The sequence below is a fragment of the Devosia sp. XK-2 genome (assembly GCF_037113415.1).
Lineage (GTDB): Bacteria > Pseudomonadota > Alphaproteobacteria > Rhizobiales > Devosiaceae > Devosia.
In genome coordinates, this window is record NZ_CP146608.1 from 2,821,188 (window position 1) to 2,833,809 (window position 12,622).

The 12,622-nt window shown below is 56.4% G+C and carries 17 protein-coding genes; 6 read left to right on the plus strand and 11 right to left on the minus strand.

The window, feature by feature from the left end; genetic code table 11:
* The first annotated feature begins 13 nt into the window (after nt 1-13).
* Genes V8Z65_RS13820 through V8Z65_RS13835 form a run of 4 tightly spaced genes read left to right on the plus strand, consistent with a single transcriptional unit; the run spans nt 14 to nt 2,569 of the window.
* Entirely contained in the window at nt 14-523 is a 510-nt protein-coding gene (locus V8Z65_RS13820) for a hypothetical protein (RefSeq protein WP_338720735.1), read from the plus strand.
* Nucleotides 520-750, plus strand: a complete 231-nt coding sequence (locus V8Z65_RS13825; protein WP_338720736.1) for a hypothetical protein — start codon at nt 520-522, stop codon at nt 748-750. Before V8Z65_RS13820 ends, V8Z65_RS13825 begins: the two co-directional genes overlap by 4 nt.
* Complete coding sequence (locus V8Z65_RS13830) at nt 747-2,162, plus strand: TraM recognition domain-containing protein (protein ID WP_338720737.1); 1,416 nt, start codon at nt 747-749, stop codon at nt 2,160-2,162. The genes V8Z65_RS13825 and V8Z65_RS13830 overlap by 4 nt, the downstream gene beginning before the upstream one ends.
* A gap of 2 nt (nt 2,163-2,164) precedes the next feature.
* Nucleotides 2,165-2,569, plus strand: a complete 405-nt coding sequence (locus V8Z65_RS13835) for a hypothetical protein (protein WP_338720738.1) — start codon at nt 2,165-2,167, stop codon at nt 2,567-2,569.
* A 45-nt stretch (nt 2,570-2,614) separates the two neighbouring features.
* Here the strand turns inward: V8Z65_RS13835 and V8Z65_RS13840 are convergent, their stop codons facing one another.
* The 7 genes from V8Z65_RS13840 to V8Z65_RS13870 all read right to left on the minus strand — a co-directional run bounded on the left by V8Z65_RS13840 (nt 2,615) and on the right by V8Z65_RS13870 (nt 6,067).
* Nucleotides 2,615-2,899 (minus strand): hypothetical protein, encoded by a 285-nt coding sequence (locus V8Z65_RS13840; RefSeq protein WP_338720739.1) that lies wholly within the window; start codon nt 2,897-2,899, stop codon nt 2,615-2,617.
* Nucleotides 2,896-3,117 carry a hypothetical protein gene (locus tag V8Z65_RS13845; protein WP_338720740.1) on the minus strand — a complete coding sequence of 74 codons (222 nt, stop codon included), beginning with the start codon at nt 3,115-3,117 and terminating at the stop codon, nt 2,896-2,898. The genes V8Z65_RS13840 and V8Z65_RS13845 overlap by 4 nt, the downstream gene beginning before the upstream one ends.
* A gap of 188 nt (nt 3,118-3,305) precedes the next feature.
* Nucleotides 3,306-4,214, minus strand: coding sequence for a hypothetical protein (locus V8Z65_RS13850; RefSeq protein ID WP_338720741.1), 909 nt, complete (start codon nt 4,212-4,214; stop codon nt 3,306-3,308).
* Nucleotides 4,215-4,580, minus strand: a complete 366-nt coding sequence (locus tag V8Z65_RS13855) for a helix-turn-helix domain-containing protein (protein WP_338720742.1) — start codon at nt 4,578-4,580, stop codon at nt 4,215-4,217.
* Nucleotides 4,577-4,945, minus strand: coding sequence for a DUF6516 family protein (locus tag V8Z65_RS13860; protein WP_338720743.1), 369 nt, complete (start codon nt 4,943-4,945; stop codon nt 4,577-4,579). The genes V8Z65_RS13855 and V8Z65_RS13860 overlap by 4 nt, the downstream gene beginning before the upstream one ends.
* Nucleotides 4,946-5,012: 67 nt before the next feature.
* The gene (locus V8Z65_RS13865) at nt 5,013-5,759 is read right to left on the minus strand and encodes a hypothetical protein (protein ID WP_338720744.1); all 747 of its coding nucleotides are present in this window, start codon (nt 5,757-5,759) and stop codon (nt 5,013-5,015) included.
* Nucleotides 5,759-6,067 (minus strand): hypothetical protein, encoded by a 309-nt coding sequence (locus V8Z65_RS13870; RefSeq protein ID WP_338720745.1) that lies wholly within the window; start codon nt 6,065-6,067, stop codon nt 5,759-5,761. The genes V8Z65_RS13865 and V8Z65_RS13870 overlap by 1 nt, the downstream gene beginning before the upstream one ends.
* 235 nt (nt 6,068-6,302) lie before the next feature.
* Here V8Z65_RS13870 and V8Z65_RS13875 point away from each other — a divergent pair, with 235 nt between their 5' ends.
* Complete coding sequence (locus tag V8Z65_RS13875) at nt 6,303-6,872, plus strand: recombinase family protein (protein ID WP_338720746.1); 570 nt, start codon at nt 6,303-6,305, stop codon at nt 6,870-6,872.
* A gap of 33 nt (nt 6,873-6,905) precedes the next feature.
* On the opposite strand, the gene V8Z65_RS13880 is transcribed toward V8Z65_RS13875, so the two are convergent.
* From V8Z65_RS13880 to V8Z65_RS13890, 3 genes are all read right to left on the minus strand, one after another.
* A complete protein-coding gene (locus V8Z65_RS13880) occupies nt 6,906-7,805 on the minus strand; it encodes a zincin-like metallopeptidase domain-containing protein (RefSeq protein WP_338720747.1) in 900 nt (299 codons plus the stop codon).
* Between the two features lie 339 nt (nt 7,806-8,144).
* Complete coding sequence (locus V8Z65_RS13885; RefSeq protein WP_338720748.1) at nt 8,145-9,356, minus strand: hypothetical protein; 1,212 nt, start codon at nt 9,354-9,356, stop codon at nt 8,145-8,147.
* A gap of 148 nt (nt 9,357-9,504) precedes the next feature.
* Entirely contained in the window at nt 9,505-10,455 is a 951-nt protein-coding gene (locus tag V8Z65_RS13890; RefSeq protein WP_338720749.1) for a toll/interleukin-1 receptor domain-containing protein, read from the minus strand.
* Nucleotides 10,456-10,626: 171 nt separating this feature from the next.
* Between V8Z65_RS13890 and V8Z65_RS13895 the strand changes: the two genes are divergently transcribed.
* Nucleotides 10,627-11,226: a hypothetical protein gene (locus V8Z65_RS13895; RefSeq protein ID WP_338720750.1), complete on the plus strand. Its 600-nt coding sequence runs from the start codon at nt 10,627-10,629 to the stop codon at nt 11,224-11,226.
* Between the two features lie 10 nt (nt 11,227-11,236).
* Here the strand turns inward: V8Z65_RS13895 and V8Z65_RS13900 are convergent, their stop codons facing one another.
* Entirely contained in the window at nt 11,237-12,604 is a 1,368-nt protein-coding gene (locus V8Z65_RS13900; RefSeq protein ID WP_338720751.1) for a tetratricopeptide repeat-containing protein, read from the minus strand.
* Between the last annotated feature and the right edge of the window lie 18 nt (nt 12,605-12,622).

Sequence of the window (12,622 nt, forward strand, 5' to 3'; positions counted from 1 at the left end):
TCGGAGCTACCCCATGTCATCGAACAACAACGACAGCTCTGCCATTGCTACTGGCATCGGCATTCTCGGCGTCGGCTTTATCGCTTTGGCAGTCTTCTTGTTTGCCATCGCTGCCTTCGTCACCTTCGTCCTTTCAATCCTCTGTCTCATCGCATGCATCCACCCGCTACGGCTCGGCAATCGGGTTCTGACCTCGGAAGAAGCGAGTGGATTTCTTCTTCGGGGCGTCGCCGGAATGTGGCTTGTTCCGGCGTTCGTCTACTTTTGCGACATCATGTTCGGCCTGGGCGTCGAATGGGGCTACCTCGGGCACATGTTCGTGGTGGGCTATGTCGGCGGTTCGCTCGGCTGGGTGTTGCTCACTGCGGATTCTAACGCGGAGCAACCGCAGGCGGAGGTTCTGCCACCGGCTCATCAGATCACACACCAGTCCAACAACCCGCGTCCTTCGCCCTGGCAACAACAAGAAGAGGAGCCGTTCAGATATGCGAGCTGGGACGATGACGAGGAGCTACCGCGATGAGCTTCGGACGCCTCATGGAAGTCTACCAGTTCTTCTGGATGTTCGAGTCTCATGCCCAGCAGCGACTGGCATGGCAGGACGCGGAAGAAATGCGCATCGCGCGTGTTCGGGCGGAGGCGCAAGCCTCTGCCCAGGCACAAGCCATGCTCGATGCAAACCCCAGCGGGTCGCTCGGACACGCCCGCCTCAATGATGAAAATGAGCTAATCCGGTCGGGGTTGCTATGAGCACAGCCCTCACCATCACCCACCACCGCATAAGGCGCGGGATCGAGCTCGGCTTCTATCGCGGACACCCGCTCGTTTATGATGGCACCGAACCGGTCGCCATCGACGCACAGGCGGGCAAAGGCAAGTTCACGCGCTTTTTGGGCGTGAACATTGTCTCGCCGCGCACCGCTCATCTCACCAAGATCATCACAGATCCGAAAGACGCCGAACTCGCCTGGTCGACATGGAAGACCTTGGAGCGGGAAGGATACCGGGTCCGGTTTATCAATCCGGCCCGCCTCCACGGCTACCCGTCCGAGTCCTACAATTTCAATACCCGGTTGCTGGAGATAGCTGCCAGACCAGAGCTCCGCCCGCTTGTGAGTGACGCAGCCTATGACGCCGCGAGCTTCCACGTGCCGATTGATCCAAACCCGGCGCATCGCTGGATCGGACAGGGCGTGCGCAATGCGTTTGCGCTTTTCAATGAAGTCACCGCCCTCTTCCCCTCGCCGCGCTGGCCTTGCACGGCGGGCGGCCTTTGGGACTTCTTTGGCCGGACGCCCTCCGAGATTGCGGACGACCTATTCGTCTGGGCGTCCGACAATAGAATGGGCGCGCAGGCTGGCATGTGCCGCCAGATTGCCGGTCTGACGGAATCCACCAATCAGTGGAACGCCTATTCCTCCCTGATCATCGAACGCCTGCGCGGTTTTCAGCCGGACACAGCCTTGCGCGCCGTCACCGACAAAAACACCTTCGATCCTGCCGATATGAAACACGAGCGCACGGCTCTGTTCATCATCGGCACGGCGCGGAGCGATACAAGTCGCTCGTTTGTCGGGTCGATGGCTGCGGCGATCATTGAGCGTTTTGCCGACGCGCATGGACCTTTGCGTGCGCTCGTCGTCGGCGAAGAATGGGGTCAGCTCTATGTATCCAACTTCCATGAAATCCTGACGCTGTACCGACAAGGCGGGATCAACTTTCTTGGCGTGTTTCAAAACGCCATTGCGCAGATCGAAGCCAGATACGGGCGCGAAGCCGCCCGCATATGGAAGAAGGCCGTCGCGCACACGCTTTATCGCGGCCTACCGGACAATGACACGCTGCGCGATATCGAGCACCGCTCGGGCAAGACATCGGTCATGGTGCGCGGCTTCAACGTCAATATGAACCAGGTCAGCGGGTCGGGCGACAACCTGTCCGAACAATCCCGCCCGCTCTTGCAAGCCGAAGACATTCGCGCCGCAACGGGTGGCGAACACGCCCTGCTCGAAAGCCGCGACCACGGCTATTACGTGGTCGATGTTCCGAACTTTTGGGAGCGGCCGGAGACTGCTGGTCTCCTACGCGATGTGCGGGAAAAGCCAGACAAATATGCCTGGCTTGATCGGCTGGCAAAGCCCCTCACCACGATAGGAGACTAACAATGCACGCGACCAAAAACCCCCGCTTCTGGATCTTGGCGGGCGCAGCCTCGGTTCTGACCATGTTGGTGTTCTTGCTCTTGCCTTCATCGGTGCGACTGCCATTGCCATCGAATGTGCAAGTGCTGCTGAGCATAGGGGCCGGATTTGCGCTGGCCAGGGCGTACTTAAAGAGATTCCCCAATCGCCCGATGACGGTTCGGGCAGCGGCGGGCGTCATCCCCTTTTGGGCATACTGCGCCTTTTGCGGCTTGGTGCTCTGGTCTGGAATGGATCAGGGCCTTCACCCGTTGCAGGTTGTCGGCACAGTGCTCGGCGCCATGTTTCTGGTCATCGTAATGCCCTGGCTCTTCTGGCTGCTGGTGAAGGATGCCGTCGCCGCAGTTCTCAGACTGCTCGGGAGATGAGCACGATGACTAGTGGCCAGCCGCTTTGGCGGCAGGCCACATTCCCTAGAACAGGGATAGTTGTCGCTGTGCATCTTGTTGCTGTTGCCAGTCTGAGTTGCTTGCCTCTGCATCCAGCCAGGCCTTCACGAAAGCGTCGGCTGTGCCGTATGGTTCGACGAGCTGTCCACCCAAGAAGTGGGAACGGTAGCCAGTCTCGGTGATCGGGATGGGCCGTCTGCCATCGGTGAGGATTTCGATGTGATCGATAATCCCCCACTGATCTTGGGCGTGAGTGATTGTCATGCCGATGCCCTGCCATTCGAGGCGGTATGTGTGGAGCGCGCTCATGTGCGCGCTCCTTCTGCTGATGCCAGAGGTCGGCGCAAGACGATACGTCCGTCGACGGGCAATGTGTCGAGTTTAAGGGATAGCCCCTTGCCGTCTTTGTGCTGCCAGGCTGCGCCCATGCGGTTCCAGAAGGCTGTGTCGCCAGTGCCGGTGACCGTCCAGCAGATATAGTCAGGTGACTTCACAGAAGTCGGTTCGGTAGTTTTGCTCTTTGCCATGATCTTTCTCCTTTGATTGGTTGGCTCGTTACGCCGTTCAAAGGACAGGCCGATCAAGGCTGCCAGTCATGACAACACGGGAGGCGATAGCCGAATGGAGCGGGCAGGAAATTGACGGGCGGACGCGGCCTGTCAGAACAAGGCGAAAACTAACGCGCCAACCGGTCGATGAAAGTTATGGTGAGAGTCTAAGCGGGATACCGACGTTCAAAAGGGTCGCTCATCGATGTCCGGAAGTTTCGATCCGACATCTGGCGCACCACTTCTGACACGACGTACTGTGCGCCCATAGTCAAGTGACCAACATCCTGGCGAGGAGGTTGGGAGGCGGAGTAGCGATTGACGACATATTGTGGCTGAGCAGAGACGACACGGGCTACGCGATTTGCATCAAACGACGACCAGAGCCGTGCCAGATGGCCCGCAATGTCACCAACGCGATGGCCGAATTTTTGACGAATTTCATCCTCGGGCATTCCATGTGCGGCTGCTCCCGCCTTGAGCCCCAATTCTACTGCGAGTAGCGAAGCTTGAACCGCACCGCGGAAATCGTATCCGCCTGTCAGCACTGCCGACGCTGAATGAAGATGCAGCCTGGCCAAGCCTATGAAACGGCGGACGAGCTCATTGCTGGCATATGGTTCGTTCAGCTCGTCAATCCCATACTGGATGTCCGCGACGTCCCCAAACTGGTCGAGGAAAATTTCCATCTGATCCGGTTCGGTCTGAATAATCCGAAGCTGTACGGGCGTCAGTTCCACAAATTTGAATGGGTTGATGCTGACTTCTCCGTACACGTGAGGCACTGCGATCCGGGCAAAAATATCTCGATACATGAAGACGCCGATGTGCCCCCCGACCGCCAGATCCTGAGGCCTATAGATCGACGAGAATGCGCGATAGATTCGGTCGTATATGCTTGGCGTACCGGCACCTGCGAAAATGAAGCCAACATAACCCAGCTTGTGCATCACCTGCCTTGGAACCTCAAAAGAACGACGCTTGATGTCCACGCCTGCGGCGAACAACTCAGCGTCCGTGGTTCCCACCAAATACAGAAGTTCCTCATCCGACAGTTCGGCAGACGTATCGGGCATCTACTGCGACATCACCGGCATATCGAGCGTAATCCGGTCATACCGAACGCGCGGTACGACACGGCCACGCTCGCCACCAGCAAGTTCGACCAGGCCATATCGCTCCATGGTGCGAAGCGTGCGCGACAGGTTAGATTTGGCGCGGCCTGAAAGCTCTTCGAGCTCTGCAAGGGATTCCGGCTTCTCCTTGGCGATCAGGTCGAGAAGAGCCTGATTGCGCTGGGAGAGCACCTTGGCAAAGCTTTCCACCGAGGTGAACCAGACGGTCGGATCACTCTTCTTTGGTTTCAGGTCGCCGCGCGCAATCGCCATCGTGCGTGCCTTCATGGCATCGTAACTGGCAATACCAACGTGCAATGTTGTCATTTCAGCACTCCTTTCTCGCGTAGTACCGCGTCCACCTCGGCCCAAAAGTCCCCGAGCAAGGTCGCAGCATCGCTGTATTCATAAGGGCGGATCGTCCGCAGGCGGTGCTTGTGGTCGTACCGCTTCTTGCCTTTTCCGCCCGGCCCCTTCACGTCGCTCACGGCATGAGCGTTGTCGAAACCGACAAGCCGCTCACCGGATGCATCGTGCAGGGTCAGTGAGTAGTTCAGGCCGTGCGGCCGCTCCGGTGTCACCTCGACCCGCCGCACCACGAACTTTACCCAATGCGTCTCGTCGACGAACAATGTCTGACCATGCAGATCGAGCAAGGTGTCGAGACTGCTATCGGGTTCTTCTCCAGCCATAAGATAGGTTATCACTTACTGATAACAATAGGCAAGAAAATTCGCCCCGACCGGAGCTGGCAGAAAATCAGGAAAAGACAGGGGCGTCGTGGATGACCTTGGCCTGTACGGCCTGAACCGGATCGGGTTCGACGACCTTTTGAGCGTCGAATACCGGAGGCTGGTGTTCGGGTGCCAGTTCGGCACGGACGCTTTCGGGCATGTCCGCCGCAAGCTCTAGTTCCAGGGTTTTCAATTCCTCGGAGGTAATTTCGCCGTTTTCGACACGCTCGCGGGCGTCGTCGAGCTTCTGCTGATATTCGATGATGGCGTTTCGCTCTTCCAGCAGAGCATCGATGGAATCGTGGTTATCTTTGAACGCCTCATGTTTTGGGCGCCAATCCTCTATCTCGTCCGCCGAAATAACGGATGGATCGAGCTCGTTTCCGTGCTCATCGAAAACGCGGATGCCGTCTTCGGACTCGAATACCCGCGTCCCGTCGGGCAGCACAAACGCCTTTTCGAGCATGTCGTCACGCTCGCCACGCAGAAGTTCGAGCAACCGCTCGTTCTCAATGAGCGCGTCGTATGTCGCTTCTTCGTAGTGGTTGAGTTTGACTTCGAACGCTGCGAGCTCGGTGGCAGAGGCGAATACGACCGCCTCTAGCAATTCATCCGCTTCCGCGCGGCGTTCCTGCTCGTCCTTTTCCTTGTCTTTGCGCCGTTTGTCCTCGCGGCGCGCCTCTTCTTGCACACGGCGCACGATTTCGCGGTAGCGTTCCGGCTCGGTGCTACGCGCGAATTCGTTCTTCCATGTGAGAGGCACTACGCTCATCAGGACGGGCACTCCCTATTGATCAGGCCGGACATCACCGCCCCTGGTGAGTGGCTGGCAAACTTCTCAAATCCGCCAATGACATCGCGCAGGCTGGTATCGCCGCTTTCATAGAACCAGTCATAGATGCAGCGCATACCATCTGTGTTGCGACCGTCTTTTTCGTATCGCGCCTGCGCCAGCCCTTCGACGATGCCCTGGATGTAGGAGCTAAACTCCACCGACGACATAGTGTCCAGCGCGACGCCAGCCGTCAGGGTTTCGGCGCGCGCACAATTCACGCCGAGTATCAGCGGCAGCGCGACCATTGAGTATTTCAAAGTCGATCTCATCGACTTGCATTTAGACCGGCTCATAAACGTCCAAATTATTGTCGATTTTCATAATTTCTTCATTAATGTTATTCTATAGTTACGCTATAGAATTTCCGCGTGCCAAATAAATACAAGTGCAACAGCTGGTGCGGCGGAGTTGGGTGGCAAATAAGGGGACGATTTTAAGGCGTAACGCAGGGGCGAATAATCGACCCAAGCGACTGAAAATATGAGAAAAATCGGATATTTGAGGGTTTCCACCGAGGAGCAGCGGCCGGATAGGCAAATTGACGGCCTTCGGACAGAATGCGATGAACTACACATAGAAACTCTGTCTGCTGTCAGTAAAAAACGCCCGATATATGAGGCAGTTATCGAAAAACTGCGTCCGGGAGACATGTTGGTAGTCTGGGATCTGGACAGAGCCTATCGCTCGGCCAGAGACGCACTAAACGAGTTCAGCGCGCTCGATCAGCGCGGCGTCGCTTTCCGCGTCGTCAACTTCCCCATCGATGCCCGCACCGCCGAGGGGTACTACTGTTTCACTGTCATGTCGGCGAACAACGAGCTGGAGCGCAGGATATTGTCGCGCCGCACCAAGGAAGGGCTGGCGGCCGCACGGGCGCGGGGCAAGATATTGGGACGCCCTTACAAGCTTTCGAGCGATCAAATTGCACATGCCTGCCGCGAGATTGGCTCCAGACGTATCACCGTAACGGAAATGGCGCGCCAATACGATGTCGGTCGGTGGACTCTGACAAAAGCGATGCGCCGCCATCAATCAACCGAAGCGACTTGATAGCGGCGCGCATTTCGGTGATGGATTGCCGCTTCACGCGGCAATCCCCTCTTCTATTCCTTTCGGCTGCAGCCCGTTGAGATAGTCAGCGGCGCGCTGCGCATGCGCTGCCGCCGAAAACACCGCTCGCTTGTCTTCTTTCAGCACTTTCAACCAGCTCTGGATGTAAGCGGCGTGATCGGCTCCAGCCTCCGGCGTCAAAGCCAGATCGGCACACAGAAAAGCCGCCCCGAGTTCGGCTACCAGCTCCTCACGGGCATAGCCCTCATCGCCCCATTTCTTGCGGCCAAATTCGCGGTCGAGCCTCGATTTGTGTTTCGTCCAGTGCGTGAGCTCATGGGCGAGCGTCGCATAGTAGCTCTCGGGACTCCGGAAGCACTCGAAAGGCGGCATTTGCACGTGGTCGCTGCCGCCACTGTAAAAGGCGCGGCTACCGCCATGCCGTATGTCCGCACCGGTCGCAGCAAAGAAGCTTTCCGCATGCTTTGTCCGCTGGGCTGAATCAATAACCGGCTCCGGCTTGGCATAGTAATGCGCGGGTAGCCCCTCGATCTGCTCGGCGTTGAAGACGCTATAGGTCTTCAAGAACGGAATGGTCTTTTCTTCCTCTGCACCATCCGCCCCTTCTTCGGTCTTGGTCATGGTGTTGGCATAGACCACCGGATTGCCCCGCTCGCCCTTGCGCACATGGGCGCCAAGCTCCTGAGCCTGCTTGAACGTCATCCAGTGCGGGGAAGAAAACCCCGTCTCCAGTGCCGCGCTCCACAGCATCAGCACATTGATGCCGTTATAAGGCAGCCCGTTATGCCGTAGCGGCCTGACGATCCGTCCATTCAGATTTTCCGTGCTCCACGGCTTGAGCCAGGTCAGCTCGCCCTGCTCCAGATCGGCAATGATCTTGTCGGTGACTTGGGTGTAAATGTCGTTCTTCATTGGTCTTTCTCCTAGTTTGAAAACCGGTTGCGCATGCAACCGGACTAGGCCCGCGCCAATGAGCGGGGGGACGGCCGTCAAGACCGCAGACAGCGGAGGGGGATCACCCGTCCTGCACAAGCAGAGCGCGGAAGGACGGGGATACCGCTGGCTGCGCCCGAAGGGCTTGGTCTTGACGGAGGACGGGGTCGCGAGACCCCAAACAAAGAAAAAGGTTCAGCCACGGCTGGCCGTTCTTTTGAGCGCAAGGGATGGACGCCGGATGGCCGAGACGACTGGCTCGGTACACGACAGCCCGCCCCTCCAGTGTAAACCGGAGGGGTGCGCCGTTATACAGGATCAGTCCTCTTTGATTTCGCGAAGGATGACGCCCTGCTCTTCATGAGCTTCCAGCAGGAGCTGCACATATTCCGGCGTGCTGGTTGTCACATGCCCCAAGTCCGGCCAGGCAAATGGAAAGCTCATGCCGCTTACCTCAAGCTCCAGCTCCACCCCGAGCAGTTTGGCAACCGCGATGGCTGCCTCAGGCTCCTTGGATTCAGGCCAAAGCTCCTCATCCAGAGTAATGCAGACATCAAGCTCGTCATCGACATAGATTTCTGCCAGTTGCGCCCCAAGCCGCTCAGCCGGGGTCTTGGCATCCTCGAACAGGGCATTGCGCAAGAGCAATGAAATGCTCTCCTCATTGAGCGTCAAAGTTGGCCTTGAATCCACTACCTTGATACAGGGCTCTGCCCGCTTCTGGCTCTGCGCAAGAACCACCGGTTTCGGCTTCATACCGGAGCCGTCCAGCCAGCCGGGCTCAGAAAAGATATCGATTGGGGATGCGCCACAACCAGGACAATGCCAGAGGTTTTCCGCGAGCTGCGTGCCGGTGATCTTGCCATCGCAATGCAGGCAATACCATTCACTGGATCGATCTCCGCGTAGCGGATGGAGCACCGCACCTTCGGCATCGGGCTTGGTGGCGCGCCTTGGCCAGTCGGAAGAAATCCCCGCCCGTACCTTGGCCGCCTCCTCATCCGCGATCACCAGTGCGGCGGCCAGAAAGTCGGGTTTGCGCACTGGACTGGTGGTGGCATGAGGCTTCTCGATCTCGACGACCGGCTGGGAGAAGAGCGCTTCGCCAATAAGGATGCGCCATCCCTCACCTTCCATGTGAATGTCGCCAAAATGCTCATAGACCTGGTATGCGTGCTCACCGATCTTTCCTTGCCTGACCGGTTCATCGACCGGACGGGCAAAACTCTTCTCGATGAAGCTTTCCTGCCCATCATCGCCCGAATAAGACCCGCGAATGAAGGCTTTGGCCTGCGCCAATTGATCGGCACTCGGGAGCCAGCCTTGCTTTGCCTTGGCCACTAGTTTCGTCCAACTCGGAAAACCCAACTCGGTGGCAAGCGCGTTGAGCGCTTCGTGCTGGGCAATCCGGTTCGCCCGCGCATAGCGTTTTGCGAGCGTCTTGAGGGTGTCGATTTCGTTTTTAGTAGTCATGATCCATTTCCAAAAATGGGATCTGACTAGGTGTCCGCTACTAACCAGATCCCGCAATTGGACTGGAGTTCTAATTGCTTACTGAGAGTGCTGCGTAGCTTTGCGTGGCGGACACACCGGCATGCACTAAAGGCCAACTTGAGCGTGGCAGGATTCCCCAGACCTCGTCAAGCGCAATCCCGAATACTTGTGAACTAGAGCTTTCTTATCCTCCAGTAGTTCCTTCTGGCACGCTGCTTTCGTTCTCGCGGTATCGGTCGCGCAAGATCTTGAGTTCCGCCACAATCTCTTCAGCAGACAAGAAGCTAGTATTGAGTGCCAGCCTTCCGACCATGGATGGCGCGTGCTTGGCGACCTCGTCCTTCGATAGTTTGTGCCATATCGGAAGAAGCCTGCCGGTGCCGCTAAGGGCCTTCTCCAATAGACCATCCAGCTCGTACTGGGTCCAGTTCTTCGCAAAAAACGATGGTGAAAGGACCACAATGCCAAAGTACGAGCCAGCTAGACCAGCATCGATTTTCTGTCTGATACTGTCGCCCCATGTGAGAGCGAAGCGGTCGTACCACACTCGTAGCCCTGCCTCACGCGCCTTCTTGGCCAAGTCGTCGACGAAATCCTGCTTATCCTCCGATGCGTGCGATATGAAGACATCAAAGGCTTCGACTTCCCCCTCGGGAGGTACAAGACGAAAGGGGGACGTTGCTGCTGCTTTGGCCTCTAGCTGCGCGGCAACCTGCTCTTCAAGCTCTGTGATACGTTGCTGCATAGCTTGTGCCGCGCGAGCAGTCTCTTCGTCTGCTACGCGCCTCCGCCGAGCTTCAGCGGCACGATTTGACTGCTCGTCACGGCGGCGCTTTTCTTCAGCAATCTCGGCTTTTTTTCGCTCCCGCTCTTCTTCTTTCGATATCTTACCTTGCAGATCAGCTACCGTCTTTGATTTGGCAGCGGCCTGTGATGAGTAACGGCTCTGATTTTCTTGCGCTTTCTGCAGATTTCTGGTCTCGCGTTCCGCTGTGCTTAGGTAATTTTTGGCTAAACTGGGCGAAGTTGTGCGCCTCGCGGAGTCAAGGGCGGAGTTTATCTTTTTTTGGGCGTCTGCCGCCTTCTTGACTTCGCCAGCCTCCTTAGATCGAAGAGCGGCAATTTCCTGGTTCAAGCGAGACAGCGTGCTCCGATCCGTTGAAATAGACATGCAAAAAATTCGCCCCCGCATTGATTATACAATTTGACCTAAGATACCACGATTCTTCATTTTTTTTGAATACTGTTCGACGCAGGAGCTTAGACGGGTTAACATCTTAGCATGAAATCAAAAAAGAGGCCCACGATGTCCGCCGGTTGGCCAAACGCGAAGGCTGCACTACGGGCAACTGACGCATCGGTTGACAGTTGGCGTGCGGCCTATCAACTCTTCCTGGAAACACGACTTGCGGACCGTTACTTGAAACCGATTAGAAGTATCCGAGCCGATGGCTCCTATTCTGGAGAAGGTTTTGCGATCCTTACTATACAATGTGCGCTGCTGGAATTTCTAGCTTCGCTGAGGCTAGGTTTCAATTATAGCCATGGGGCGAGCTTCGGCGTTGACTTTAAATACGGTGACAGCAGGAAGTTATTCGTCGACTTCTTGAGGAAATGCGCACCATTTGAAAGCCTAGGCCTCACCAAAGCCCACGCGGAGTCTTTTTACGCGAATGTGCGCTGTGGTCTTGTGCACGAAGCACAGACGAAGAACGGCTGGAAGGTTTGGGCATACAACGCCAACAAAATTGCGATAGATCCGATCAATAAAATCGTCAATCGAGACTTGCTGGCAGATTTGATCGATGATTATTTGGTGGTTTACGAAGCCGAATTATATCAGTCAAAGGATCTGCAGGCAGCTTTTATTCGAAAACTAGATTATATCCAGGAACATTCATCATAACTATGGCGTATCATGCTCTGGTTTCCTGGGCTTCCGTTGTGAACCAACCTTGCACTTGTTCAAATCGGTTCTGACCTAGTCTAAAGGCAATCATGCAGGCTTGATCACCCATAGATCGCAGGTCTCTTACGTCCCCGGTTATAGCGACTGCTTCACGGTACTTAGATTCCGCGGTTCCAAAATCACCTTGCATCAAAGCCACCTCACCTTCGGTGGCAATACACCAATGGTTGCGCTGTGCTTGTGCGCAATGATCCAGGGCCTTTTGGCACATCCGGCGCGTTACGGCACTAATATCAGCGGTAGCATCCGACGCCATGAGCATGAGGAATGCTAAATTAATGGCGTGATAGAAGCCTTGCGCGTGATCGTTTTCGCTCTCTGCGGTTTTTAACCCGAACTCATATAGCTCTCTAGCGCGAACTAGGTCGGCTTGCTGCCGCTCAAGGAGCCAACGCCGCTTTATGCGGCCTGCCAAATTCCCTGCGGCTTCAGCCGTGGTAAGTATGCCGCCTCGATAGACGTCATCCATAATCCGAAGCGCTTCGTCACCTCGCCCATCACCATCAAGCGCCATCGCTAGCGTTGCAAATGCCGCGTCATCAAGGCTCGCATAATTCGGCATGAGCCGTTCAATCGCGGCCTTATAGTTGCGACGCGCCACGGCGAGCCGAGCACTATCGATGAACGTGGGTACATCCTGTCCCTGCAGGGTGCTAGCTAAGATCTGAACACTCGGATGATCGCTGTTTTCAGGGCGGATTAGCGTGGAGTGATTTCCTACCACGACCCTTTGGCTCGATTCGGGGAACGGTTCGAGCGAGGAGTTTGCGCCAACAAAGTCGTCAACATCCCCTGCAATCGCCAAAAGCTCAAAAGACTGTCTCGTGCCAAATGTGCGTCTCCAATCCCGGCGTAGTTTGCGAACAAACTCACCATCGAACACCATGTCACCGATCTGTTGTTTGAGCCATGGCGCCATGGCGGCGGGCTCGAGGCCCCTGCTTGGTACGCCATAGAGAAACACATGGGAGACTTTGGCTGCCAATTTGGGATCGTCGACCAGTGCGCGCTGGACGACAAGTCCGCCCATGCTGTGGGCGACGAACGCGATGCTCTCAAACTCGGCCAGTGGACTGACCGTGAGCTCGGTGCGCAAGTATTGGGACAGAAGCGCGATACTTGGGTCCTTTTCCCAACCAGAGATGTCTACGCGGCGCTTGGAGGCATAGTCTAATCCCAATATATTCCAGGACGCTAACTGCGGCACAGATAATGTCTGTGTGATAAAGGGTTGCCAAGAAGCCGCAACTGAGCCGGTGAATCCCGGTATGAAAATAAGTGCCGCCCGCTCTGCAGTTGCGCGGAACTGCGTCACGGGGGACAGCGACCTTTT

Bases quoted from the DNA above. Each gene is read 5' to 3' on its own strand.
- V8Z65_RS13820 (WP_338720735.1), top strand. From the start codon at position 14: ATGTCATCGAACAACAACGACAGCTCTGCCATTGCTACTGGCATCGGC.
- V8Z65_RS13825 (WP_338720736.1), top strand. From the start codon at position 520: ATGAGCTTCGGACGCCTCATGGAAGTCTACCAGTTCTTCTGGATGTTC.
- V8Z65_RS13830 (WP_338720737.1), top strand. From the start codon at position 747: ATGAGCACAGCCCTCACCATCACCCACCACCGCATAAGGCGCGGGATC.
- V8Z65_RS13835 (WP_338720738.1), top strand. From the start codon at position 2,165: ATGCACGCGACCAAAAACCCCCGCTTCTGGATCTTGGCGGGCGCAGCC.
- V8Z65_RS13840 (WP_338720739.1), bottom strand. From the start codon at position 2,899: ATGAGCGCGCTCCACACATACCGCCTCGAATGGCAGGGCATCGGCATG.
- V8Z65_RS13845 (WP_338720740.1), bottom strand. From the start codon at position 3,117: ATGGCAAAGAGCAAAACTACCGAACCGACTTCTGTGAAGTCACCTGAC.
- V8Z65_RS13850 (WP_338720741.1), bottom strand. From the start codon at position 4,214: ATGCCCGATACGTCTGCCGAACTGTCGGATGAGGAACTTCTGTATTTG.
- V8Z65_RS13855 (WP_338720742.1), bottom strand. From the start codon at position 4,580: ATGACAACATTGCACGTTGGTATTGCCAGTTACGATGCCATGAAGGCA.
- V8Z65_RS13860 (WP_338720743.1), bottom strand. From the start codon at position 4,945: ATGGCTGGAGAAGAACCCGATAGCAGTCTCGACACCTTGCTCGATCTG.
- V8Z65_RS13865 (WP_338720744.1), bottom strand. From the start codon at position 5,759: ATGAGCGTAGTGCCTCTCACATGGAAGAACGAATTCGCGCGTAGCACC.
- V8Z65_RS13870 (WP_338720745.1), bottom strand. From the start codon at position 6,067: ATGGTCGCGCTGCCGCTGATACTCGGCGTGAATTGTGCGCGCGCCGAA.
- V8Z65_RS13875 (WP_338720746.1), top strand. From the start codon at position 6,303: ATGAGAAAAATCGGATATTTGAGGGTTTCCACCGAGGAGCAGCGGCCG.
- V8Z65_RS13880 (WP_338720747.1), bottom strand. From the start codon at position 7,805: ATGAAGAACGACATTTACACCCAAGTCACCGACAAGATCATTGCCGAT.
- V8Z65_RS13895 (WP_338720750.1), top strand. From the start codon at position 10,627: ATGTCCGCCGGTTGGCCAAACGCGAAGGCTGCACTACGGGCAACTGAC.